The sequence below is a fragment of the Candidatus Acidiferrales bacterium genome, assembly GCA_035515795.1.
Taxonomy (GTDB): Bacteria; Bacteroidota; Ignavibacteria; order Kryptoniales; family JAKASW01; genus JAKASW01.
On the sequence record DATJAY010000004.1, the window covers coordinates 183,091 to 207,640 of the forward strand.

16 protein-coding genes are annotated in these 24,550 nt (G+C 47.6%); 12 read left to right on the plus strand and 4 right to left on the minus strand.

Annotated elements, in window-relative coordinates; all coding sequences use genetic code 11:
• Nucleotides 1-50: 50 nt before the first annotated feature.
• From VLX91_03510 to VLX91_03520, 3 genes are all read left to right on the plus strand, one after another.
• Nucleotides 51-1,376: a serine hydrolase domain-containing protein gene (locus tag VLX91_03510; GenBank protein HUI29260.1), complete on the plus strand. Its 1,326-nt coding sequence runs from the start codon at nt 51-53 to the stop codon at nt 1,374-1,376.
• 104 nt (nt 1,377-1,480) lie between these two features.
• On the plus strand, nt 1,481-2,119 hold the full coding sequence (locus tag VLX91_03515) for a DUF998 domain-containing protein (GenBank protein HUI29261.1): 639 nt from the start codon (nt 1,481-1,483) through the stop codon (nt 2,117-2,119).
• A 59-nt stretch (nt 2,120-2,178) separates the two neighbouring features.
• The gene (locus tag VLX91_03520; protein ID HUI29262.1) at nt 2,179-2,409 is read left to right on the plus strand and encodes a hypothetical protein; all 231 of its coding nucleotides are present in this window, start codon (nt 2,179-2,181) and stop codon (nt 2,407-2,409) included.
• Between the two features lie 120 nt (nt 2,410-2,529).
• On the opposite strand, the gene VLX91_03525 is transcribed toward VLX91_03520, so the two are convergent.
• From VLX91_03525 to galB, 3 genes are all read right to left on the minus strand, one after another.
• Entirely contained in the window at nt 2,530-5,241 is a 2,712-nt protein-coding gene (locus tag VLX91_03525; protein ID HUI29263.1) for a PAS domain S-box protein, read from the minus strand.
• Complete coding sequence (locus tag VLX91_03530; GenBank protein HUI29264.1) at nt 5,238-5,840, minus strand: hypothetical protein; 603 nt, start codon at nt 5,838-5,840, stop codon at nt 5,238-5,240. The genes VLX91_03525 and VLX91_03530 overlap by 4 nt, the downstream gene beginning before the upstream one ends.
• Nucleotides 5,841-6,149: 309 nt before the next feature.
• Nucleotides 6,150-8,600, minus strand: coding sequence for a beta-galactosidase GalB (galB, locus tag VLX91_03535; protein HUI29265.1), 2,451 nt, complete (start codon nt 8,598-8,600; stop codon nt 6,150-6,152).
• Between the two features lie 325 nt (nt 8,601-8,925).
• On the opposite strand from galB, the gene VLX91_03540 reads away from it, so the two are divergent.
• Nucleotides 8,926-10,602, plus strand: a complete 1,677-nt coding sequence (locus VLX91_03540) for an AMP-binding protein (protein HUI29266.1) — start codon at nt 8,926-8,928, stop codon at nt 10,600-10,602.
• A gap of 115 nt (nt 10,603-10,717) precedes the next feature.
• Here VLX91_03540 and VLX91_03545 read toward each other — a convergent pair whose 3' ends face one another.
• The gene (locus VLX91_03545) at nt 10,718-13,534 is read right to left on the minus strand and encodes a TIM-barrel domain-containing protein (GenBank protein HUI29267.1); all 2,817 of its coding nucleotides are present in this window, start codon (nt 13,532-13,534) and stop codon (nt 10,718-10,720) included.
• 197 nt (nt 13,535-13,731) lie between these two features.
• On the opposite strand from VLX91_03545, the gene VLX91_03550 reads away from it, so the two are divergent.
• The 8 genes from VLX91_03550 (at nt 13,732) to VLX91_03585 (ending at nt 24,375) form a co-directional block, all read left to right on the plus strand.
• Entirely contained in the window at nt 13,732-15,228 is a 1,497-nt protein-coding gene (locus VLX91_03550; GenBank protein HUI29268.1) for a DUF362 domain-containing protein, read from the plus strand.
• A gap of 90 nt (nt 15,229-15,318) precedes the next feature.
• Nucleotides 15,319-16,797 (plus strand): DUF362 domain-containing protein, encoded by a 1,479-nt coding sequence (locus tag VLX91_03555; GenBank protein HUI29269.1) that lies wholly within the window; start codon nt 15,319-15,321, stop codon nt 16,795-16,797.
• 161 nt (nt 16,798-16,958) lie between these two features.
• Nucleotides 16,959-19,538: a two-component regulator propeller domain-containing protein gene (locus tag VLX91_03560; protein HUI29270.1), complete on the plus strand. Its 2,580-nt coding sequence runs from the start codon at nt 16,959-16,961 to the stop codon at nt 19,536-19,538.
• 605 nt (nt 19,539-20,143) lie between these two features.
• The gene (locus tag VLX91_03565) at nt 20,144-20,662 is read left to right on the plus strand and encodes a hypothetical protein (GenBank protein ID HUI29271.1); all 519 of its coding nucleotides are present in this window, start codon (nt 20,144-20,146) and stop codon (nt 20,660-20,662) included.
• A 13-nt stretch (nt 20,663-20,675) separates the two neighbouring features.
• Complete coding sequence (locus VLX91_03570) at nt 20,676-21,311, plus strand: hypothetical protein (GenBank protein ID HUI29272.1); 636 nt, start codon at nt 20,676-20,678, stop codon at nt 21,309-21,311.
• Between the two features lie 10 nt (nt 21,312-21,321).
• On the plus strand, nt 21,322-22,782 hold the full coding sequence (locus VLX91_03575) for a hypothetical protein (GenBank protein ID HUI29273.1): 1,461 nt from the start codon (nt 21,322-21,324) through the stop codon (nt 22,780-22,782).
• Between the two features lie 204 nt (nt 22,783-22,986).
• A complete protein-coding gene (locus VLX91_03580; protein ID HUI29274.1) occupies nt 22,987-23,223 on the plus strand; it encodes a hypothetical protein in 237 nt (78 codons plus the stop codon).
• Nucleotides 23,224-23,376: 153 nt separating this feature from the next.
• Entirely contained in the window at nt 23,377-24,375 is a 999-nt protein-coding gene (locus VLX91_03585; GenBank protein HUI29275.1) for a hypothetical protein, read from the plus strand.
• Nucleotides 24,376-24,550: the final 175 nt, after the last annotated feature.

The following is a 24,550-nucleotide window of genomic DNA, read 5'->3' on the forward strand; positions in this document are numbered from 1 at the left end:
GCAATAACTTTATCCATCTAATGCGCAGAGAAAACTTGCTGGAAGCAAAAATGAAAACCAGAATCTCCATCGTCATCCTTATAACCATTTCATTCATCGGGATCGCATATCCCCAAAGCATCAATAAACCCAAGCTCGACTCCCTGTTCGATACATTGGCTCTGAAGAACAAGGCGATGGGAAGCGTGGCAATCTCAAAGAACGGAGTCTTGTTATACAGCAGGGCGATCGGTTATGCTTACATCTCCGACAATGAGAAAAAAACTGCCACGGTCCACACAAAGTACAGGATCGGCTCGATCACCAAGATGTTCACTGCGACCATGATCTTTCAGCTCATCGAGGAAGGGAAGCTTACACTCGCGACGACGCTGGATAAATTTCTTCCTTCAATTCCCAATGCCAAACAGATAACCATCGCGAATCTCCTTCATCATAACAGCGGGATACATAGTTACACCGACGATCCCGCTTACACGACCTGGAGGACAGAACCCAAAACTGAAGACGACATTCTGTCACTTATCTCCAAACACGGTCCCGACTTTCAGCCGGGAGAAAAATTTTCCTATAGCAACTCGAACTATTTCATTCTAGGATACATCGTTGAAAAGATCACCGGCGAATCCTATTCGCAAATTCTTTCGAGGCGGATCACGTCCAGGATAGGGCTTGTAAACACTTACGTGGGAGGAAAAATTGAAGTCGCAAAGGATGAGAGCTGTTCATACCAGTTCTCAGGGAGCTGGACTCATGCACCGGAAACCGACATGAGCATTCCAGGTGGTGCGGGATCAATCGTTTCGACGCCGGCTGACTTAACCAAATTCATCGAGGCACTCTTCTCGTTGAAGCTGGTATCGCAGAGCAGTATAGATCAAATGAAGAATATCACGGACGGTTGGGGGATGGGAATGTTCCAGATTCCATTTTACGAGAGAAGGGCTTTTGGACATAATGGCGGCATAGATGGGTTTGCATCGACCCTCTCCTACTTTCCGGAAGAAAGTTTAGCTGTTTCTTATTGTACAAATGGACAGGTATATCCGATGAACGACATCTTGATCGGCGTGCTGAGTATTTATTTCAACAAAGACTACACATTGCCATCGTTTATTTCTTTGAAGTCGGAAGACCTGGACAAATATTTGGGCGTTTACTCAAGCAAGCTGCATCCGTTGAAGATAACTTTCACGAAGACAGATTCTACATTAGTAGGTCAGGCCACCGGGCAATCGCAGTTCCCGCTCGAAGCGACGGAGAAGAACGAGTTCGAATTTCGGCAGGCGGGAATAGTGATACATTTCGACTCGACGGCGAGCGAGTTTACTTTGAAGCAGGCCGGCGGAAGCTATTTGTTCACGAAAGAAAAGTGATGCTTCCTGTCTCGCGCGGTGGGTAAGCAGGAAACTGATGATAGGTTAATTCTTCGATTCTTCCCTTGGAGTGACTGTGATGTTTTGTGAAGGCATGGACATAAATGAAAAATGAATTTCCCCTGGCAGCAAGAAATTGGGCGATGATCTCGATTGTTGGGACGATCATTTATGTTGTCCTGGACATAGTGGTACAGCTTCTCCCGCCGTATTACAGCGCATTCAGAGAGGCAGAAAGTCTTCTCGCCATCGGCCCTTACGGCTGCATCATGAACATAAATTTCTTTGTCAGGGGAATCCTCTCATTCTCCGTCATCATGGCGATCCGATCCAGCGTGAAAGGGTTGAGCCGGAGAATCAGAGGAACAATCTTCTTTGGTATTTGGAGCGTTGGCTCGTTCCTGCTAGGTGTCTTCAACACCGACACCATGGGAATGCCCCATCTTACATTTCATGGCACAATGCACATATTGCTCGCACTCGTGGCCTTCATTTGCGCGCCCGTGGGAGAAATACTCCTTTCGGTATCGCTCGGCAGAGTGAGGGCGGGACGAAGTGCCTTGTGGCTCGGAATACTTTCAGTGGTACTTCTTCTCGTGCAGTTCGCTTGCTTCCGCAGCGGTTATTACGGGCTTTTCGAGCGCCTGTTTATCGGTTTGGTGGTATTATGGGTGGCCGCAGTCTCCTTCAAATTGATGCGGTTGAAGAACCGGTTTCAGGAAGAAGCAAACCGCGCAGGGTGAATTGAGTAAGGTCTTGACGGTGCTGTCATAATGATATACTATTCGTAAATTGGAGTGATATGCGACTACCATGGTTCAGACGCGTCTGGATTTCATTTATTCCCATTTCTTTGCCGGGCTGGCTTATCTTTTCAGGCTTGGTGGTGTACGCCGTTTACAAGTTCAGGGAGATTGGCAGCCGTTCTCATTCGGCGAGCGACACGCTCATCAATTTTGCATTCTACCTCGTGATCATAGGCGTCGTGTACAACCTGATCGCGTACTTTACAGGGAGAGCGAAAAACCGCTGAAGATATGGCAAAACCGAGCGCCACTTCATCGCCTCCCTGCTGTTGTGGGAGTCATTGTCTCGTTTGCTCCGGTATGAATACAGTTTTCGCGCCTTTATCGGATTGAGGGCTCGCAGTTAGTCATCCGCCTTCTAGCGCCTGGCGTATGGCGCGCAGTATATCAGTCGGATTATACGGTTTCTGTATAAAGTCTCTTATTCCTTCCTTGAGTATCTTTGCTTTCATTCCCGGCTCTATGTAACCGCTTGAAAGGATCACACGGACATGGGGGTTCTCCTTAATGAGCCTGCGGTAAAGCTCATCGCCGCCGAACTTGGGCAATCCGAGATCAGAGATCACCAACGCAATTTCTTTCCCGTGTTTCCGATAGGCGGCAATTCCTTTCTCTCCGTCTTCCGCCGCCAGTACTGTATAGCCTTTCGGTTCAAGAATTTCTTTCAGTAGTTCTCGAAGCAATTCTTCATCTTCGATTACGAGGATGGTTTCATCGCCGCCAGGGACCTCGCCTGTCGTTGCTTCCTCAACTCGCGGGAGTTCCAACGTCTCGTCAGGCACAGGGAAGCAGCAATGGAAAGTCGTTCCTCTGCCAAGCTCACTATGAAAAGTGACAAATCCATTATGGCTCTCCATGATCCCGAAGACCAACGATAGACCTAGACCGGTTCCTTTGCCATGCTCTTTGGTCGTGAAGAAAGGCTCAAAGATGCGGCCCTGCGTTTGCTCGTCCATTCCTACGCCCGTGTCCGAGATCCCGAGAACAAGATAATCCTTGGCGGTAGCTTTCGGGTGTCTGCCGCTCAAAGCCTCTCCTGATTCACGACGAGTGGTGATTGTTAAAGTTCCGCCGTTTGGCATTGCATCGCGCGCATTCACACACAGATTGAGCATAACCTGATGAACTTGCGTGGCATCGGCTTCGATCAATGGAAGATCCTGGGCAAGAAGAGTCTTGACCGCGATCGTCTTGGGGAATGTCTCACGCAGCAGCTTGATAACCTCACCGACAAGATCGTTGAGCGAAACGGACTCGATGAGCACGTCAGTCTTCCTTGCGAAGGTTAGCATCTGTCTCACCAGACTGGCCCCTCTTGAAGTTGCCCTCAAAACTGCATCTATGTTCTTCTTCTGATTTGCCGGGACATCCAATCCCTGAAGCATCGAGGCATGTCCCATGATAATGCCAAGCAGGTTGTTGAAATCGTGGGCGATGCCGCTCGCGAGGGTGCCCAGACCTTCCAGCTTTTGTGCCTGGACGAGTTCGCGCTCCAGCTCGCGTCTCTGGATCTCGTTTCGCTTCAGTTGTTCATCTGCCAGCTTTCGGGCGGTAATATCGCGGATGATCATGCTGGTATGAGCATTATTCTGCTTATCCCGGAACAATGCACTTGATATTTCGACGGGAAAAGGAGAGCCATCCTTTCTAAACATGGTTAACTCGCCGGATGCTTTTCCTACCCTCGCGCGTTCTGCAAGCAGGTTCTCCAATCGCGGGTCGTTTACATCAACCAGACCGCCACGACCAACGGTGCGGATCTCTGCTTCAGTTCGTCCCAGCATCTTGCATGCCGCTGGATTTGCGGCCTGAATGCTCCCGTCGGGCGACGTTAACAGAATCGCATCCATACTGTTTTCAAAAAAGGCGCGGTACTTCTCTTCACTTTCAAGAAGAGCAGCTTCAGCGCGTTTGCGCCCGGAGATATCCCGCACGATGACTTGGGATGCTTTGGATCCTTGCCAATCGATGACGGCGGCAGCTACCTCAACTTCAACAGGGGTGCCGTCCAGCCGAACGTACTTTTCCTCCAGTAGGGGCACTGGCTGACCGGCCAATGTTTGATTTATGCGTTCGTGTACTTTCTCATGGTAATCACGATGTATAAGCTCCAATACCGGTTTCCCGATTAGTTGTTTTGGGTCGTCAGCGCCAAGCAGCCTGCAGAACGCCGTGTTAACAAACGCGATTCGGTTGTCGACGTTCACGAAGAGAGCGTCAGGCAAGAGTGTAACCAGTGTCCGGTAGCGCCCCTCACTTTCACGCAGATCCGCCTCTGCACGTTTGCGTCTGGTGATATCCTGGCCGACTCCGATGAGTTCCTTGTCTATGCCTCTTGCGTCTTGCCAGAGAATCCAGCGTACTTCACCATTTTTTGACCGCAGCTCTGTCTCATAAGGATTCTCGTGGACGGCGATCTCCCCGCTAGCTGCCCTTGCTACCTGCATTCTTGCCTCTTCTTGCCCTTGGGAATCCCGGCGAGTCAGAAGCCACCAGCCATTGCCAAGAATCTCTTCCGCCTCATAACCGAGGATCGTCTTGACAGACGGGCTTGCATATGTTATCCACCCATTTGCATCGGCGATCAGGATAAGTGAGTTGACTCTCTCCATGATCTTGTCGGACAAGTGCAGCCGCTCCTCTGCGTGGCGTCGTGATTCCTTTTCCTTTGCTTCGTCGATAGCGCGTTTAACGGCTAAAGAAAGCCTCGTTAATCGATCTTTTAGAACGTAATCGACAGCTCCCTGCTTTATAAGGTCAATCGCAATTTCTTCGCCGATGGATCCGGAAACGCAGATGAAAGGGACATGAGGACAGATGTCAGCGCATAACTGCAATGCTCCGAACGCATCGAACCCGGGTAATTTGAAGTCGCTTAAAATGACATCATACTTCTGGCTGCGAAGCATCGAGACATATTCTTTTTTAGTTTTTGCACAATCCATACTGATATCAAATTCAGCCTTGGCAAGCAGTTGGCTTATTATCTCCGCGTCTTGAGGTGAATCATCAAGATATAACACCTTTAATGGGATTTTTTCAGCAGATTTGTCTTTCATTGCGCTACGTCCTCTCCGGCATAGACGTGTCCATCCAGTATCTTAACGAGATCAATAATGTTTTTCTTTTCAGTGTCCGGATACAAATCGGTAAGATGGAGTGACAAAGCTTCATCCTTGCTGTATCCATAATGCGCGGCAAATGCGTTGTTGACTGCAAGAATGATGAGGCTGCTTAATTCACAGACTAGCATCGGGAATGATACTAATAAGAATTCGACTCTGCCCTTTCGATCAAGAATTGGCTGTACCATCCAATCATAGTAGGTCACTCCGTTTTCGGCCCTGTTGGCAGAGAAGTGCGGTCTAGGCGTAACTTGAACTGGCTTTCTTGTTCGTATCGCTTCATCAAGGAATTCTTTTGTGACAATGAGTTCATTCTCATAAGTTGAAAAGAAATCAAGGAAACGCTTCCCAATACAATTCCGGACATCTTTCCCGATTTCTGCGACTAACATTTCATCTAGCCGGACAATTCTGTAACGTGTGTCCAGGATGGAGAGGCAAACGATGGTTTGATTGAAGAAGGCTTCGATGACCTTGGTGGGGTAGGGTTGCGACCTGCGTTTAGATTGCCTGACTTTTTCTTGCGAATTCACGACCATTTCTCCTGAAGCGTTGCTTCAAAGACTGCCACGATCTTCGACAAGCTCTGACATGAGGCGGGGGTGCAACCACATACAAAATTCCCCCTTTAGTATCCTTCAGCTGTCTTTGCAACCGTAAAGTAATCACCACTTAAGAATAAAGCAACTGTGTGTCTTCAAGTCTTGGGCCTGACTAAACACTGATCCGCACGGTGTGGAGACTATGTACGAATGTAAACAAAACGGCACTTAAGATAAAAAAGCCCGGTTACTCTCGCCGGGCTTCTCGCTCGAACTTCAGTTCTCAAACTATCTGAAGATTTACTTTGCATCGATCACGACTGTTGATCCGTTTAAACCATCCGATGTTGCCTCGAGTTTGATTTGTCCGCTCTTCTCCGTTGACTGTACCACTACGAGTGCTAAACCGTTAAATGCTCTCCGGTAATCTGCTTTGAACGAATCGTGGTCCGTCTCGGAGCCGTTGTCAACGCCCGCTATTTTGCCCTCGCCTGAAATCTTAAAATGAATTAAGTTGTGCGCACCAGGCACCAATGTTCCTTTATCATCGAGAACCTTCACGGTTACGAATGAAAGGTCTCTTCCGTCGGCAGTGATTACTTTTCTATCAGGCTCCAGGACAATTTTCGTGGGTTGCCCGGCCGTTACGGCTGAGTCTGTCATGACTTCATTGCCTCTATGTCCTACTGCCTTCAGTGTTCCGGGTTCATAAGTGATTCGCCACATCAAGTGCAGCTCGTCACCGGTTTTCTTTTTTGTTCCGAGCGACTTGCCATTGAGAAACAGCTCGACCTCGTCGCAATTTGTGTAGACCCAGGCGTCGATCGTTTGACCTTGCTTCCAGTTCCAATGCGGGAAAAGATGCAGCACGGGCTTGTTTGTCCACTCACCCTGATACATATAGTAAACGTCTTTTGGGAAACCTGCGAGGTCCATGATGCCAAAATAAGAGCTGCGGGACGGCCAATCATAAGGTGTTGGCTCGCCGAGATAATCGAAGCCCGTCCAGATATACATTCCCGATACGAAATCATATTTCTTCACGAGACTCCATGCCTCTTCGTGCGTCGCGCCCCATGGTGCGCTGACATTGTCGTATGCGGAGACCGTGTTGTCGGGATTGCCCGCTGTAAACGGTAAGTCCCAGCGGATCGGCCAGCGTTTAATGCTGTCGGAAGGCATGTCGTAATGACCGCGTGTCTCCAGCGCTGAGGTGGTCTCGGAACCGATAAGTTTCTTGCCGGGGAATTTAGCCGGGAAGAGTGAGTACTCGTCCTGGCCGTAACTAAAGCCGACCATGTCCAGGGCGCCCGACCGTATCAAAGGATTGTCCGGAGTCCGATCGTTACAATTTGAGGTGATCGGACGCGTCGTATCGAGACTGCGGATTATACCGGCCAATTCTCTGGAAATATAGTCCCCACTGCTATCTTTGTGGTCCCACTGTTCGACGATTTCATTTCCGATGCTCCAGATGAAAACGCTCGGGTGGTTCCTGTCGCGCAGAACCATGTCCTCGATGTCTCTCCTATGCCATTCTGCAAAGTCAAGATGGTAATCGTATTTTGTTTTTCCTTTCATCCACATGTCGAAAGCTTCATCCATCACGATGAAACCCATCTTATCGCACAAGTCGAGAAGTTCGGGTGCAGGAGGATTGTGAGACGTCCTTAGTCCGTTGCATCCCATCGATTTCAAAATCTCAAGCTGCCTCTGCAGAGCGCGTGTGTTGATCGCTGAGCCGAGGCACCCCAGATCATGGTGGTCGCAGATGCCCAAGATTTTCAGGTGTTTGCCGTTCAGAAAGAATCCCTTTGCGCTATCAAATGTAAACGTTCTAATTCCAAATGTCGTTACATATTTATCAGTTATCTTACCCTCGGATTCTACCGTCGTAATGGCATCATATAAGACCGGGTTGTTGACCGACCACAGTTCGGGATTTTCAATGCCAAGACTCTGAGCGACTTCATAAGTGGAATCCTTTGGGATGACGACATCTGATTTTGTCGTCGCCACTTCCTTGCCGCTTCCATCCGTCAATATGGTGGTCAGGGTTATCGTTTCGTTTTGCTGTAATGCATTTCTGATTTTTGTCTTAACTGCGACTTTTGCGGATTGCCCGGTGACTTCAGACGCCGTGATGAATGTGCCCCAATGATCCACGAATACTTTTCCGGTCGTCACAAGCCATACGTTCCTGTAAATTCCTGAACCTGAATACCACCGCGAGTTCGGCTGCTGAGAATTATCCACGCGCACCGCCAACACGTTCTTATCATTTCCGTATTTAAGAAACGGCGTAAGTTCATATTGAAATGAGGAATATCCATAAGGACGTTTGCCCAGATAGTGACCGTTGATCCAGACTTCGCTGTTTCTGTACACGCCGTCGAATTGAATAAAGGTCAGCTTGTCTTTGTCGGACGTTGGAACGAGAAAAGTCTTTCTATACCATCCTATGCCGCCAGGCAAAGCGCCTCCACCGACTCCTGCTGGATTGTCTTTTCTGAATTGTCCCTCGATACTCCAATCGTGCGGCAGATCGAGCAACCTCCATCGTGAATCGTCCAGGCCCGGGTTCTGTCCGTCTTGCACATCGCCGAGGTTGAAGTGCCAGTCTTTGATGAAGAGTTCCGACGTCCGTTGTTGTGCGGAAGAGAAGGAACTGAGGATCAGTAACGATATCGAGGTGATGAAAAAGCCATAGAGCGATGGACCGCATTTGATCTTTGATTCTTGAATCTTCATTTAGAGTCTCCCTTTTTTGAGAATAGTGCCGGGATTACTTGCATAGACTTTTGATTGGCAAATCAATCATAAAATTACGCACATTCTCTTTTCAGACAAAATTCCCAGTCAGAGGAAATAATATGCTTGATTTCGCCCACCTGACAAGATAAATTTTGATCGTTGCTTCGTTGAGCAAAACGTACCATCTAAGAAGTGAAAGACTTTTTTCAAGGCTGCCGTGACTCAATCAGTTAATGAGAGAGAAGTTTTTTCCGCGATTGGGAATGCAATTTAAGAGCGTTATGGTATTCCGCAGCATAGCTAAATCTAAGGAGGTTCCGCAATGACAGTTGAACTTGACAAGTTTCTCAAGGCTCGTGAATTCCTGCAAACTCGCCGGGAAGATTATGAGTCGGCGTACTACGGATTTAAATGGCCGGACATAGAGAACTTTAATTGGGCGATAGATTATTTTGACAGTTACGCGGAAGGCAATAATGGTACTGCGCTGTGGATTGTGGACGAAAAAGGGTCCGAGTGGAAGTATTCGTTTGCGGAAATGTCGGAGAGATCCAGCAGGGTCGCCAACTTCTTGAAACGTCTCGGTGTGAGCAGGGGAAATAGGGTATTGCTCATGCTCGACAACCAGCCGGAAATCTGGGAAGTCATGCTGGCGGCGATAAAACTCGGTGCCGTCCTGATTCCTTCGTCCTTCCTTCTCACTAAGAACGACATCCAGGACAGGATACGAAGAGGAAGAGTGAAACTGGTGATTGCCACACCCGAAAACGTCGGGAAGTTTGACGGGATCGAAGGAGAATTCGTGAAGGTTGTCGTCGGCCCCAAGACTGACAATTGGATTCCTTGTGAGAATGCATACAGTTCGCTTGTAACATACAAGCCCGATGTACAAACCAAAGTCACCGATACTCTTTTCTTGTATTTCACATCCGGTACGACGGCCCAACCCAAGATGGTCCTCCATACGAACGGTTCTTATCCGATAGGACATCTATCGACCATGTACTGGCTCGGCGCCCGCGAGGGAGATCTTCACATGAACATCAGCTCGCCCGGTTGGGCAAAACATGCGTGGAGTTCCTTCTTTGCTCCGTGGAACGCAGGAGCCGGAGTTTTTGTCTACAAATATGCGAGGTTCATTCCAAAGGCATTTCTTGAGATACTAAGGAAGCACAAAGTGAATGCTCTGTGTGCTCCTCCTACCGTGTGGAGAATGTTGATACTCGAAGATCTAAAACAGAAGCCTGAATCCCTCCGCGAGCTGGTCAGCGCGGGTGAGCCGTTGAATCCTGAAGTGATCATGAAGGTCAAGACCGATTGGGGAATCACGATCAGGGATGGATACGGTCAGACCGAATCGACTCTCCAGATCGGGAACATGCCGGGCTCAATCGTGAAAGTCGGAGCGATGGGACGGCCCGCGCCGGGATATCGAATTGAGCTTCTCGATGCAGACGGTGCGGAGTCCGACGAAGGGGAAATTGTAATGAGTCTTGATCCGCGTCCGTTGGGATTGATGATTAATTATGCGGATGACATAGCGAGAACGAAGACGGTTATGTCGGGTGGGTACTACAGAACCGGCGACGTCGCGACGCGTGATCAGGAAGGATACTTCTGGTTTGTGGGAAGGGGAGATGACTTATTCAAGAGTTCGGATTATCGTATCAGTCCTTTTGAGATCGAAAGTGTGCTGATTGAATCGCCGGCCGTTGCCGAAGCGGCGGTCATTCCTGCTCCCGATCCTATCCGCGGGTTTATTCCTAAGGCATATGTGACTCTCGCTCCGGGATTCGAACCTTCGCTGGAGACGGCGAAAGAAGTTTTGGATTTCGTCAAGTCAAGGGTGGCACCGTTCAAAAGGCTGCGGCGGATTGAGTTCGTCACGGACTTGCCCAAGACGATCTCGGGGAAAATCAGGAGAGTCCAGCTCCGCTCACAAGAAGCAAACAAGGAGATGAAAGGCGAATTTGAGTTCCTGGCTGACGAGATGAAATAGATACTCGCAGATTATCCCAGGAATAGAGCGACGTCCTATCTTCATTTCTCCTTCTATCCTAGCTAGGATTGAGAACCTGTTGAAGCGTTTGTCACCTTTGCCTAATTCTGATCATTTAGTAAAGAGCCACTGTTTTCTTCCTGCCATCATACTTTACAACTTTGTCAGCCTTCTCCGTAGTATCCACTCCCGTTCCATGATTCGGCGAGACGACCACGATATTAAATGTTCTCGTCCTCATCATTCCTGGAAATTTGCCTTGGCGTTTACCGATTGTGAGAGTATGCGTGGAATCAGCCCACTTAAATTCGATCGTGGAGTAAATTCCCTTTTCATAATCGTAGTTGTCGTTCTCATCCTCGTAAAGAGTAAAGTTCGCATCCGCACCTGTGTAAACACGGAGCTCGATAGGATCGGCAAACTTTTCGGTTGAATATTGCATGAACGGTCCCATGGGAATAATCGAACCTGTCCTCACGAAAAGTGGAATCTTGCCGATGGGCGCGTCAGCAATGACGTCCCGGCCGCCTTCGTATTTTTTGCCGGTCCAGAAGTCAAACCAGCCGTCGCATTTCGGCAAATAGACTTTCGCAGCCTTCGGCCTGTCTTCATGGATTTGTTCCTTGGCAAATATCGACGGTGTCTTCCAGTAGAGTTCCATGTGGGCCGCACCTGGAGTTGCATTTTCGGTTTCAAGCACAAATTTGTACTCTGTTCCGGCTGTCAACGCTACGGTGTCAGTGTATTGCTCGACGCTGGTATAGACTATCGGAAGTTGTTTACCATCAAGAATGATCCTTTTTCGATCATAGCTTCTCAAGTGAAATTGATACTTGCCGGTCTCTTTCGGGATTAGTTTTCCTTCCCAACTTATCGAGAATGAAGAATCTGTAACATAGCTCGGTCTTCCTGTGGAATACCAATTAATATTTATGTCCGGTTCAACTTCTTGCTTTGTCACGATCATATGTTTGCTATCGCTGCAATATGTTGCGAGTATGCCCGCCTTGCCGTCATTTGTCTTAAAGTATTCCGGCCCGATCAGAACGCTTTGTTCAGGAGGTCGGTAATACATCCAATCTGTAACGGGTGTAACCATGATTGATGGGCCGAACATGAATTGGTTGTCAATGCCATAGGTCGTTTTATCTGATTCGAAATCCATCGGAAGTCCGCGCATCATGGTATATCCTTGACTCGTGACTTCCCATGCGAGCGAGTAAATATAGGGAAGGAGTCGGTAGCGCAGGTTGTCGAACTCAAGCATAGGCTCTGTGAATTCGCCGAATTCCCAGATCTCTCGCGGAGTTTCCGAGCCGTGTGCGCGGAATATCGGACTGAACGCACCGAACTGGAACATGCGCGCGTAGAATTCCTGGTACGCCGGATCCTTCCCGCCTCTGTTGAAGACGCCGCCGTATGCTCCGAGCACAAATGCTCCGATGTCGAATGTGTAGTAGGGGATACCTGCCATACAATGATTAATACCTGCTGAAATCTGGTCGCGATAAATCTTCCAGTCTGCACCTATATCGCCAGTCCATGTTGTGGCTGCATTTCGTTGCTGGCCGGCATATGTCGATCTCGTAAGTATGTAGAGGCGCTTGTCCGCGAACTCTTTTCTATATGTCGAGTACAAATCATCCGTCATCGCGAGCGAGAATGCATTCAAGTATCTTGCCCATGTTCCCAGATAATTATTCCCGACTCGTTTCATTTCGTATTCTGTGGAACCGACATTGTTGGCATTGATCAGATCAGGCTCGGTTGAATCGATCCATAGTGCATCGACGCCCTTTGACAGCAGGCCGTTCTTCAAATACTTCCAGTAAAGTCTGTTCGCACCCGGGTTGTACGCATCGTAATATTTAAACCCGCCCCAACCTATCGGCGAATAAAGGAAGCCATGCTTCTCCATGTCCTTATAGATCATGGTATTAGGTCCTAGGGCAGGCCAGATTGAAATCATGAAATGAAAATGCATGTCATGAAGACTATCGATCATCCCTTTGGGATGCGGGTACGTCGTCGAATCGAAAAACATTCCGCTCCAGTTCTTCGCGCCGCCCCAGTAATCCCAATCCTGAACGATATTATCGATTGGCATTTTCAACTCGCGGTATTTCCTCGCGATCTCCAATACTTCTTCGCGAGTTGCGTAGTGTTCTTTACTTTGCCAATATCCATAAGCCCACTTGCCATACATGGGCGCGCGCCCGGTGATCATGCGGTATCCCGCGATGACGCTGTCCATGTTGTCACCAGCGATGAAATAGTAATCAATGTTGTCCCCGACATCGGACCATAAGGACATGTTTTTCTTGCCGTCGTCGTTGAAAACAGTCTTGGAGTAATTATCCCAGAGTATGCCGTAGTTCATGGCCGAAACAAGAAATGGAGTGATCGCATTCGTGTTGGTTTGAACTAATGTGACTGTGTCGCCGCGGTAGTTCATGTAACCATGCTGGTCTGCGCCGAGGCCGTAAATTCCTTCATCGGAAGTAACGTTAAAGTCCTGTCTTACGTTGAACGAAGAATCTGTGCCGTAGAGGACCGGTTCCATGCCGCATCCATCTTCTTCAAGTATTTCCTTATCATTGGTGTCCGAAAATTTCACCTCGCCGTTTGTGAGTGAAATGATGGCTTTCAAGCGACTCGATGAAATCACGATACTACTGTCCTGCTTTTGATTTCCAACCTCTATCTTCTGTGGCTGGTTCATGATAACTGAAAGGCTTTTCTTCTTGTCAGTGCCTGCCGTTGACCACTTCTCGATTCTTAAGATGTTTGGTGCATAAAATTGAGCCTTTACATTTAGACCCTGGGTGGTTATGATAACACCGTTCGTGATTTGTTTAACACTTTTTTCCTGCGCAAAAGAAGTAAGTTTCAGCAGCACTGATAGGCAGATTATTATCCTAACTGATTTCATTTTGATCTCGCTTGCCAATTTTGGTTTCCCGGGCTAATGCATTCGGCAAATGCAATATAGACTATCGAAAGTGATTGAGCAAATGTAAGTGGATTGATACTAACAAAGTATGTAACTTTAAATACATCCGTTGTCATCGGGTCCAATTTTGTTCTTTTGAATTTCTAAACAACGTCATAAGATAATTAGGAGGCTTTGTGAGAAGAAAAATTGAGATACAACAGGAAGAAACGAATCCTTCGAGAAGAAGATTCATTAAGACGGTCGGCACAGCTGCCGCCGGTTTGCTCGTTGTGCCATATTTGAAGCCATCCGGAGTATTCGCTTACAACCATAAGAGCACCGCTTCATATCTTGCAACAGTCGCGATCACCAATACAACGGGATTTGCTGCCGACACGTACGTTTATGACGATGCCACGAACGGGGGTGTCAAGCAGAGGGTGCAATATCTTCTCGGCCAACTAAGCGGGATTTCCAGCTTGTTCAGCAGCGGTAAAAAAGTTGCGATAAAAATAAATTTAACCGGCGGTTCGGGGAACGCTACGAGCAAGGCGTTGGGCAGTTATACAATTATCCAGGCTATGTGGACTCATCCGGCAGTTCTTCAGGCAGTGGGCGAGTTCATTCTCAGCTGCGGTGTTAACCCTGGAGACCTTTACATCGTGGATTCTCTCTGGGATACGGGATGGCAGAGCTCGGGGTCGACAGCGCCCTTCGGTTCCAATGACAGTTTCGGCTACAAGGCAGTACAAACCGCCTTGGGATGTAACGTGGTCGATCTGAATGACACAACTGCGTCCAACATTACGCAGATATCGACCGGAAGCAATTACTTCCATTTTCCAAACTTAACCATGAACAAGATATTGCAGGGAGTCGATGTTTATGTTTCCGTTCCCAAATTGAAGCAACATTCGGCTGCCGGACTTACTTGTTCACTTAAGAATCAGGTCGGGACTGTTCCCAAATCGCTGTATACAATAACGGGCGACAACGGACGTAGGGGAAAACTCCACCATGCGACAAGCACCGGTACAGAGGGGAATTATTTGCCCGAATCCATTTGTGATCTTAATGCGGCCCGCCCTGTTCATCTCGCCGTGGTGGATGCAATAATGAATGCAACAGGCGGAGAGGGCTCCTGGTGTGCGAAATTTGCACCGTGCTCGACACATGCGTTGATCGCAGGGACGGATCCCGTTGCGACCGATAGCATTGGAGCGAACCTGATGGGGCTTGATTGCGAGGCGACGACTCTTCCGTTGCCTGCACCGATGACGGATGGTACCGTGACGGTCAATGCATGCGATAACTATCTCGATCTCCTGCGCACAAAAGGTGTTGGCACAAATCAGCTGAGCGAGATCAACGTCGTCGGGGACGGGAAGACCATGGCCGTTCGTCCGAATGCGGAGGAACAGCAGCCGGCTGGGTTCAAATTGTGCGCCAATTTCCCCAACCCTTTTAACCCGTCGACGATTGTCGTCTTCTACTTGCCGAAAGCCGAACATGTCACGCTCAAAATCTACGATATTACCGGACGTGAAATTGAGACCCTTGTGGAAGGATCCGTTCCTCCGGGTGAGCATCGTTTACACTGGAACGCAACCGGACTGGCAAGCGGAGTATATATATGCAGGATGCTGGCAGGAAATTTCTCTGAATCAATCAAGATGGTCTATCAGAAATAGCTCAACCGCAGCTTGCTGTCGAAATAAGTCGGACGAATCAATCTCCGAGAGTTCATCCGGGCTTTTTGAGAAACTGGTTTAGGAGGGTTCATGAAAAAGAAAGAGAATGAAATTATATCAGAAATGAATTCCTCGCGGCGAAGGTTCATAAGGAACGTTGGCACGGCGGCTGCAGGCCTGCTCGTGGTGCCATACCTAAAACCGTCAGGAGTTTTTGCTTACAATCATAAGCGTACATCGTCTTACCTTGCAACAGTCGCGATCACCAATACCAACCCGAAAAGTGGCCCTACGCCTGCCGACAGCTATGTTTACGATGATGCTAGCGGTGGTGTTAAACAAAAAGTGCAGTACCTTTTCGATCAGCTTGGAGGAATTTCCGATCTATTCAGTGCTGGGAAGAAGGTTGTAATAAAGATAAACTTGACGGGCGGATCAGGCTATGTAGGAAATTCAATGCTGAAAGGTGTTCCCATAACGGAAGCGATGTGGAGTCATCCTGTAGTCGTTCAAGCAGTGGCACAACTGATCATTGATGCAGGTGTAACTGCAAGCGACATCACCATAGTGGACAGTCTGGGAAGCGGAGACTCTTTCAGCAATTCCGCTTTTCAAGGTTATGTGGATGTTAAGAATGCCCTGGGATGCGGCTTAGTTGACATCAGCAAAGGCACTTTTGTCAATATCTCCACCGGCAGCAGCTACTTTAATTTTCCGTCTCTAACCATGAATCAGATTTTAAGAGATACTGATGTCTATGTCTCAGTACCGAAATTGAAGCAGCATGCCACAGCAGGTTTGACATGTTCGCTCAAGAATCAGGTTGGGGCAACGCCGCAATCATCCTATGAATTGCCAGGCTACACTTATCGGCGGGAACGGCTTCACCATCAAGCGGGCACTGACTCGGAATGGAATTATTTGCCCGAGACTATTTGTGATTTGAATGCCGCCCGGCCGGTCCATCTTGCTGTAGTCGATGGAATAAAAAACGCAAAAGGCGGCGAAGGAGCTTGGAACCCAAATTTTGTGCCGTTTCAAAGTCATGCGCTTTTGGCAGGAAAAGACCCTGTAGCGACTGACAGCATCGGCGCGAATGTTATGGGTCTGGACTGCGAAGCAGCGACTCTCACGTTACCGGGACCGTTGACGGACAACGGGGTTTCATCCACGGAGTGCGACAACTATCTTTATCTTCTCAACAACAAAGGTGTTGGCACAAACCAGCTAAATGAGATCAACATTGTCGGCGACGGGGCGAATCTGATTACATCGGTCCGACCAAATCTCGATACAACACAGCCTGCTGACTTCAAGCTCTGTGCCAATTTTCCCAATCCGTTCAATCCATCGACGATAATCGTCTTTTATTTGCCTCGAAACGAACATGTTACCCTAAAAGTTTTCGACGTCACTGGTCGGGCGATTGAGACCCTTGTTGACGGAGAGGTCCCTGCCGGCGAACACCGATTGCAATGGAGCGCGACCGGCTTGGCAAGCGGAATATATTTGTGCAGGATGGAAACTAAGGATTTCGCCGAAACGATAAAGATGGTTTATCAGAAGTAGGACGACTCCAGGGTATTGAATGTCACAAACTGCTGCTCGCTTCAAAATGAGAAACGATCAATGTATCCAACTCATTCAAAAAGCGAGTTGCAGTTTGGAGGCTTAAAGTTTTCAGCAATCCTTCCGATAATTCAATTGCGTAGATAATTTCTTCCAAGAGCGTGGATCGAATCGTGAGGTTTGCGGACAAATATTTTCCTGGATTTCTGCTGACAATTTTATTGTCGTGCCTCGAGATGTCTTCCGCCCTGGCTCTCAATCCGCACAAAACTATATCCCAGTACGGCCACAGTTTCTGGATTCGTGAAAATGGCTTGCCGGCAAATAATGTCAAGGCAGTTCTTCAAACACGTGATGGATTCATTTGGCTTGGTACGACATCAGGTCTGTTCTGCTTTGATGGCGTAAGCTTCAGTGAGGTGAGCACAATCCCGGAAGATCCAAAAATCCATGAATCGATATCTACCCTGTGCGAAACACGAGATGGGAGCTTATGGGTGGGGACTCAATTCAGGGGATTAAGACGCCTGAAGGATGGGCGAGTGTTTGTATATGGTTTGAACGAGGGATTTCGCAATACGAATGTTAGCGACTTGTTTGAAACTCGTTCCGGTCATCTCTTGATAGGTACGGCAATCGGGCTTTACTTGTTTGATGAAGAGAGGTTCAAACCGATTTTAGTTAATCCAAATTACGTCAGAGACATTGCGGAAGATTCACACGGAAGAATTTGGGTGGCTACTTATGACGGGATTAGAATCTTGGAAGGCAACCAATTCACTGTAATCAGAAGTATTACCACTGCAAACGGCTTGCCTACTAACACGGTTACTTCCATTTGCACCGATCGTAAGTCAAATGTGTGGGTTGGTACTTTTGAAGGATTGGTCCGCTGGAAGGACGGGAAAATCACGATTTACAATACGAACAATGGATTGTCGCATTATAATATCAACAAGATATATGAAGACCACGATGGTAATCTGTGGGTGGGAACACGAGGCGGGCTTGATCGCCTCTATGAAAAGAAATGGACGGCATACACAAGTTCAGACGGCTTAACTGACAACAACGTCCTCTCATTTGCGGAGGATCGCGAAGGGAGTCTTTGGGTCGGTACCTATAACGGATTAAATCAGTTCAAAGATGTCAGTATTACTACCTTTACGAAATCGGAGGGTCTAGCGGACGATCAGTTGTCCAGTGTCGTCGGGAGTCCCGATGGGAGTCTGTATTTTCTTAGCGACCAAGGGGCAAACGTTACCCGGCTGAAGGATGGTAAAATAAACATATATAACATTCCCGTGGGACCTGCTTTTGTCGCGCATGACAGTAGCCTTTGGATTGGTCAGAATGGTTTTCTCTACAACATCAAGAACGGAAAGCTTGTCCAATATGACGCTCGGTCGGGTTTACCGCACAAATGGATCTCTGCTTTCGATGAAGATGACAAGAGTCTCTTTATGTACTTAGATCATTTTGGCATCTTCAGGTTCATTGATGGCCGATTGCGTCCTTATCTGCTTGCAGATAGGATTCAGTATCCCGCGCCCGAAGAGTATATTGTTTGTTTTTATCGACAATCCGACAGCCTGATGTGGATCGGCACAACTGATTCGCTGGTGAAGATACAGAATGAAAAAATTACAGGTTTCACAACTGCAGACGGCTTGGCTGGCAACTGGGTCAGCTCTATATTTGATGACGGCCGGGGAAGTCTATGGATTAGCTCACCTCAAGGGGGGCTTACTCGCTACAGTGGAGGCAGGTTTACCACCATTAATGCTAAGATTGGCTTGTTCACTGACGAGATTTATTGTGTGCTTGGCGACAGCTATGGTGGCCTTTGGTTAAGTAGCCCGGTAGGAATCGGGTATGTTAGAAGACAGGAGCTTGATGATTACGCTGAAGGCAAAATAAATTACATACATTCAAAAGTTTATTCAACTGCAGATGGGATGAAGACGGATGAGTGCTTCGGTGAGTGGCAGCCGGCGGGCTGGAAGGCAAATGATGGAGGCATATGGTTCGCGACGAGAAAAGGTGCTGTCATGATAGACCCGAGGCAATTCAAGGAAAACAAGCTACTACCACCCGTGATAATAGAACAAGTAGTCAGGGATGGACAACCTGTTCCATCAAACGAATTCCTAAGTTGTCCGCCCGGCACAAAAGATTTGGAGTTCCATTATACCGCGCTGAGCTTTCTGGTACCAGGAAGAGTATTATTCAAATATAAATTGGAAGGATATGATCACGAGTGGATAGACGCCGGTACTCGACGGGCGGCTTATTATACAAACCTTTCGCATGGTGACTATGAATTTCAAGTGATTGCCTGCAACAATGATGGAGTCTGGAACGAAACCGGAGCGACCTTTAAATTCGAACTTAAGCCGCACTTCTATGAGACGTACTGGTTCTATGCGTCAATGTTTCTAACAGTGATCGGAATCGCGTTCGGAGTTTATCGCTTGCGTGTTTGGCAGCTATTGGAAAGAGAGAAGAAGCTCAATGCACGCATTCAGAAAGCGCTGGCTGACATAAAAGTCCTGGGTGGGTTGATTCCGATTTGTTCCAACTGCAAGAAAATCCGTGACGATAAAGGGTACTGGGAAAATTTGGAGAAGTACATACAGATTCACTCGGAAGCGCAATTCTCTCACGGAATATGTCCCGACTGCGCAGCGAAATTATATCCTGAGTTACTTTCGGAACTGGAGAAGAGGAAAAAGTCTTGATTATAAAGTTGGGATCTGAGAGGCCCAATGTCGTCACTGCAAATTAGTCTGAGATATTAGTTCCGGTTAAATCTGATTGCACGGATTCCTGTCCGAATTCTCAATTACGTTTTGTAAACACTTACGGGTAAAATTTCCCACACATTTGTATTAATTACCTACACCGTAGCTTCCTCAAGACTATGGTCCCATTTTGCGATCCTGTAACTTCCACCTCCGTAACTGGTTATAGTTGCCAGTTAAAATTGCCGAAATGCGATCCATTTGGTATGGAATTGGATACTTACTGTGCTGAGCTTTGTTAGGCAAAATTTTGAACGGTTGAAGGTTCATGATAGTGGATGAAGACTTGCATCGAGTTTTTGAAACGGATATATTTTCAACGAGAGTTGATACTTAGGAGTTGTCGTGGTGTCAGACTTACTGAATGGCATGAAGAGAGCGCGAATCTGTTATCGTGACGACGATGAGCGGTGAATTCATGACAATTAGATTTTCAATTCGGCTGACGTTCAATCTCTGGAAGACATGATGCAGGCGCGATTCGATTGATCTTTCCTGATCAAGTTGTCTTGCTGCGTTAGAGAACTAAGAAAGGAGAAAGAATGGGAACTGGACAAATGCTTTTGACGGTATTCGCTATCATTCTCTTGGGCAATATAATTCTTACCACTAACCGGGGAATCAGCAACAGCAGCCAGGTTCTGACACAAACCAGTATTGGGATCGACTGCGTGTCACTGGCAACCTCCACCATCGAAAAAGCACAGCGCTTGCCATTCGATGAGCACACCAAGGATTCCACATGGCAGAATTCGTTGACCGCGCTTACTCCTCCGGCAAGTCTCGGACAGGAGCACCCAGGCGACACGCTGAGTGATTATGACGATTATAATGGATATCCCGGTGGACCCAATGGCAGTCGGACGGAGACAGATCCTCTTCTGACAGGAATATACAAAGTCATGACTCAGGTGCATTATGTTACCCGCGATGCCAGCGGTAACTTCGTTATCTCAACCGGATCTGCAACCTGGAGCAAGCGGCTCGACATATGGGTGTGGAACACAGCCGACCCAACTGACACGGTCAAGATGACCGACATTTTCAGTTATTGGTATTAGATGAGGTGAGATCATGGGCAGTACGGTTCTGATCGACATAATAGGTTCTATGCTGATTGGCGGATTACTTCTTCTCGCTGCACTGAGAATGAATGACAGTGCCACGCGGAATACGTTTCAATCGCAGGAACAACTAACGGTTCAGCAAAATATGACTTCATTGATTCAGAACCTTGAATCGGATTTCAGAAAAATTGGTTATCGAGCAGGAGGATACGCGCCTCCGACTGACAGCTGTACGATTTATGCCAGGAACGATAGCATAGCGTTCATGAGCGACCTGAATAATGACGGCGGCCTGGACACTGTAATATGGTATTTTAGGCCGGGGCCTCTTAAGAATTGTCCTAACAAGAATGTGGGCATGCTCATTAGGAAGTACAAGGGTATCAACATAAACCAGGATAAGTGGAATGTTGACAGTGCTAACCTTGGAGTGACTTACTTTCATATTGATTATTTCGAGACGTTTGGGACCCAGTTGGACACCCTGCATCTGCCGTACACGATAGGTACAATACCTCCACCGGTACTGATGCAATTGACTTTGGAGGTTCAGCCGTCGTCAGCTTATGATACGGCATTCGTGAGCAATTTTGCGTACTGGACTCAGACAAGACTAGTATCAAGAAATCTTACGGGAAGATAGGAGGTATAAAATGGTCGGGAAAGCATCACTCATAGTCATACTTGGTTTCAGCTTATTATTCGGCGTTGCAAGCCAGTACTGGAATAGGACAAGCAATCGTGCAATAGAGAATCTCTCGAATTATTACGACTCTACGGTGGCGCACAATATTGCTGTGAGCATAGCGAATCTTGCAGTCGATTCTCTCTTCCAGAATACCGCGGATACTACAATGTCTGCGTTGACAGGTTACTTTCCTGTGCCAAGCGGGAAAAATGACGGGAGTTACAAGGCCGTGTTTTCAATGCAAACTGGCGCTGGGGGGATCAGGAACCCATACATTGTGGCAACGTCGTCGTATACCGGCTGGTTAAACAACAAACCCTATAGCATTAACGACACCGTCACGGTTCTTCTGTCCTATTTTGCATTCTCGAGATATGCGTTTTTCACTGGAAATGATAACGGTGTCTATTGGACGACAGGAGATACCCTTACCGGGCCCCTGCAGACAAATGGGAATCTTTATGTTGATGGTGTTCCGGTAGTCCATGGTCCCGTGACAATAGGCGGTACAACATACAGTAACCACCATGGAGCGTTGCAAAATCCGGTTCAAACGAATTTGCCGGACTCTTATGGCGACACACTCAAATGCAACTCATTTAGGCCTGGTGTAAGTGTTCCATTGCCGAAGGATCTCAGTGGTACCACAAAAGATGCCATTCCTGCGTCAATTTTTTCACAGTCTAATTATGCTGGGAGCAATTATGCCTATGATGTGTATTTGAAGTTTAATGCCGATGGGACCGTGACAGAAACCGACACAACCAGGCAGTTATCCCATGGGAATTGGTCAGTTGTGGCTAAGTCGGCAAACCAAAACATTGCGCTCAGTTCCCTGGTTAATCCGGCTACGAACAAGACTGTAATCGAAGTTAGCGACGGAGATGTCCATGTCTCTGGAGTTGTAAACGGAGATGTTACCGTCGTGGCAACGCAGGGTGCGACCCCGGGGGCAACGACCTACCGTAGAAGTTCGACCAATACTTCGAATCCATCTTTTAGTACTGGCGTTGACGGCAACGTTCTAATAACCGGTCCCATCACCTACAACAGTAACCCTCAGAGCAATCCATCCAGCACCGATATGCTGGGACTCGTCGCAAACAACGATGTCATGCTGACGTCTCAAAGCACTGATGGCAATATTACTATTGACGCGGCTATTTTTGCAATGGGCTCATTCACTTTTCAAGACTATAGCTCCGACAAGGGTACTACCAGTAACGGCACGTACAACACGTTTAAAGGGTACCTAAACGTCTACGGTTCAATATCACAAAATTCGCGCGGTGGTGTCGGCGCAATTGTAAACGGTACTGCGTACGGATATTTGAAGGATTACAAATATGACAGTCGTTTTGCCTGGATTTCTCCACCTTCGTTCCCCGGCACAACTCCTTTCCGGGTCATAGCATGGCGTGAGTGATTTTGTTCCGCATGTAGCTAAATGGCTCAGTGTTTCTGAGTTTTAGGTTGTTATTGCTTATTGGACTCATGAGAGTGTTGAAATATATCCATGGCAAGAGTTAGGTCAATATAGATTTGTCATTGTAAGTAGACCCACCGACGTAATGAGCTTGAGCATCAAAACAAAAAGCGACAAAGAGTTAAAAATGGCTTGTGAGGTACAATGGACAAAGAAATGAAAGTCGTTATCATGCGTCTTGTCATTGAACCAGATCCCAACAAACAACGTATCATCACCCCTGCCCGTGACATAGTAGCTCTGAAAGGTAACGGAGACACCAATATGTTTTGTGGGAAATGCAAGAATCTTCTGGCACAGGAGATCGACCCGATGAGAATCAAGGGAATTGTGGTTCAATGTTATAAATGCAAATCGTTTAACGTTGCTCCGCAGTCTTGAGAGTCCCGAGTCAAATCCACATCCAGTAAGCTGCGGTTCCCGTATCGTTTTCTCTCTCCAGGTTGTTTTCAAATCACACCGATGTTTATTACATTAACTGTCGGAATGATCTTTATTTGAGTGCCAATTTCAAAAAAACGGGAGGTAATTTTTATGAAGCGTTTTAGTATTCAACCTATTATCGTCACGATACTCATTGCGTTCGTCGCCGCGGGATTCGGCGGCTGCTTCGGCGGATACAATGTGATGGGACTTCACCTGTTTTCGATAAAAATCGAAGTTCGTGGTCCTAATAACGCCGCTCTTGTCGGCGCCGTTGTAAATTGCAGCTGCGGCGAAACCGTCACTATCGATACGACAGGCATCGCAACGTTGCACTTCTCAGATGTTGGTCCATATTACGTCTCGGTCGTATATCAGGATAGAGTCATCTCATCATACAATGTGTCTATCCCTTCAGATGACGGGAAGAAGTTGACGACCAACTATGCGCCGGCGACGGCCCAGCCGACAACCACGACCGAAACCGCTCCTCCTGTAGACAACAGCGGTCTCGCCATGATGATGACTCGTCTTTATCCGATCCTGTTCCAGTATATGTTCAGCGCGTACGGATATAACATGGAATTGAATCCTTATCAGCCCGGACAGTATACCGATTGGACTCTTACGGGCAAGAGCGGAAAACCTTTTGAGACCCGGAAAGCATTTCTGACCACGCTTCCGGATGGGAAAGAATGGTGGGGACTTACCTATATTTCAAACAAGGACTCCATAATAATGGAAGTGATGTTTTCCGAGAAGCACCAGTCGATCCGGCGAATGCGGCAAAAGTTTGGGAATGATACGCCGAAAGAAGTTCCTGTAACGGAAGGATGGTACACCGCACCGATGCAATTGACTCCCGAGTCAGTTGAAGGTGCAGTTGTGAAAAAAGGAGTGAGCGTTACCGTTCCGGCGGGATCATATACTTGCGATCAGATTGAGTTCGCAGTAGGCGCAGGGAACATGACCTTGAGAATGTGGAGAACGACAAGTGTGCCGGGCGGAGTCGTCAAGTATGAAATGGTTGACAAAGGCGGCGACACTATTTATACCGGTGAATTAAAATCCACTGGCACGGGAGCCGCGACTCAGCTAGGTTCATATTAAAAATAGTTTTCTCCGCAAGACGCTAGGTCGCAAAGAATTTTAGGTATCGTTTCACCTTGTTCTTTGCGACTTTTTTCAAATGGAATCGTTTCGGAACGGTTCATATCTGGATTTGATTCCAACCGGGGTTTGATTCTCCATCGCATCGCTGGTAAATTATCCCTATGCAGACCGG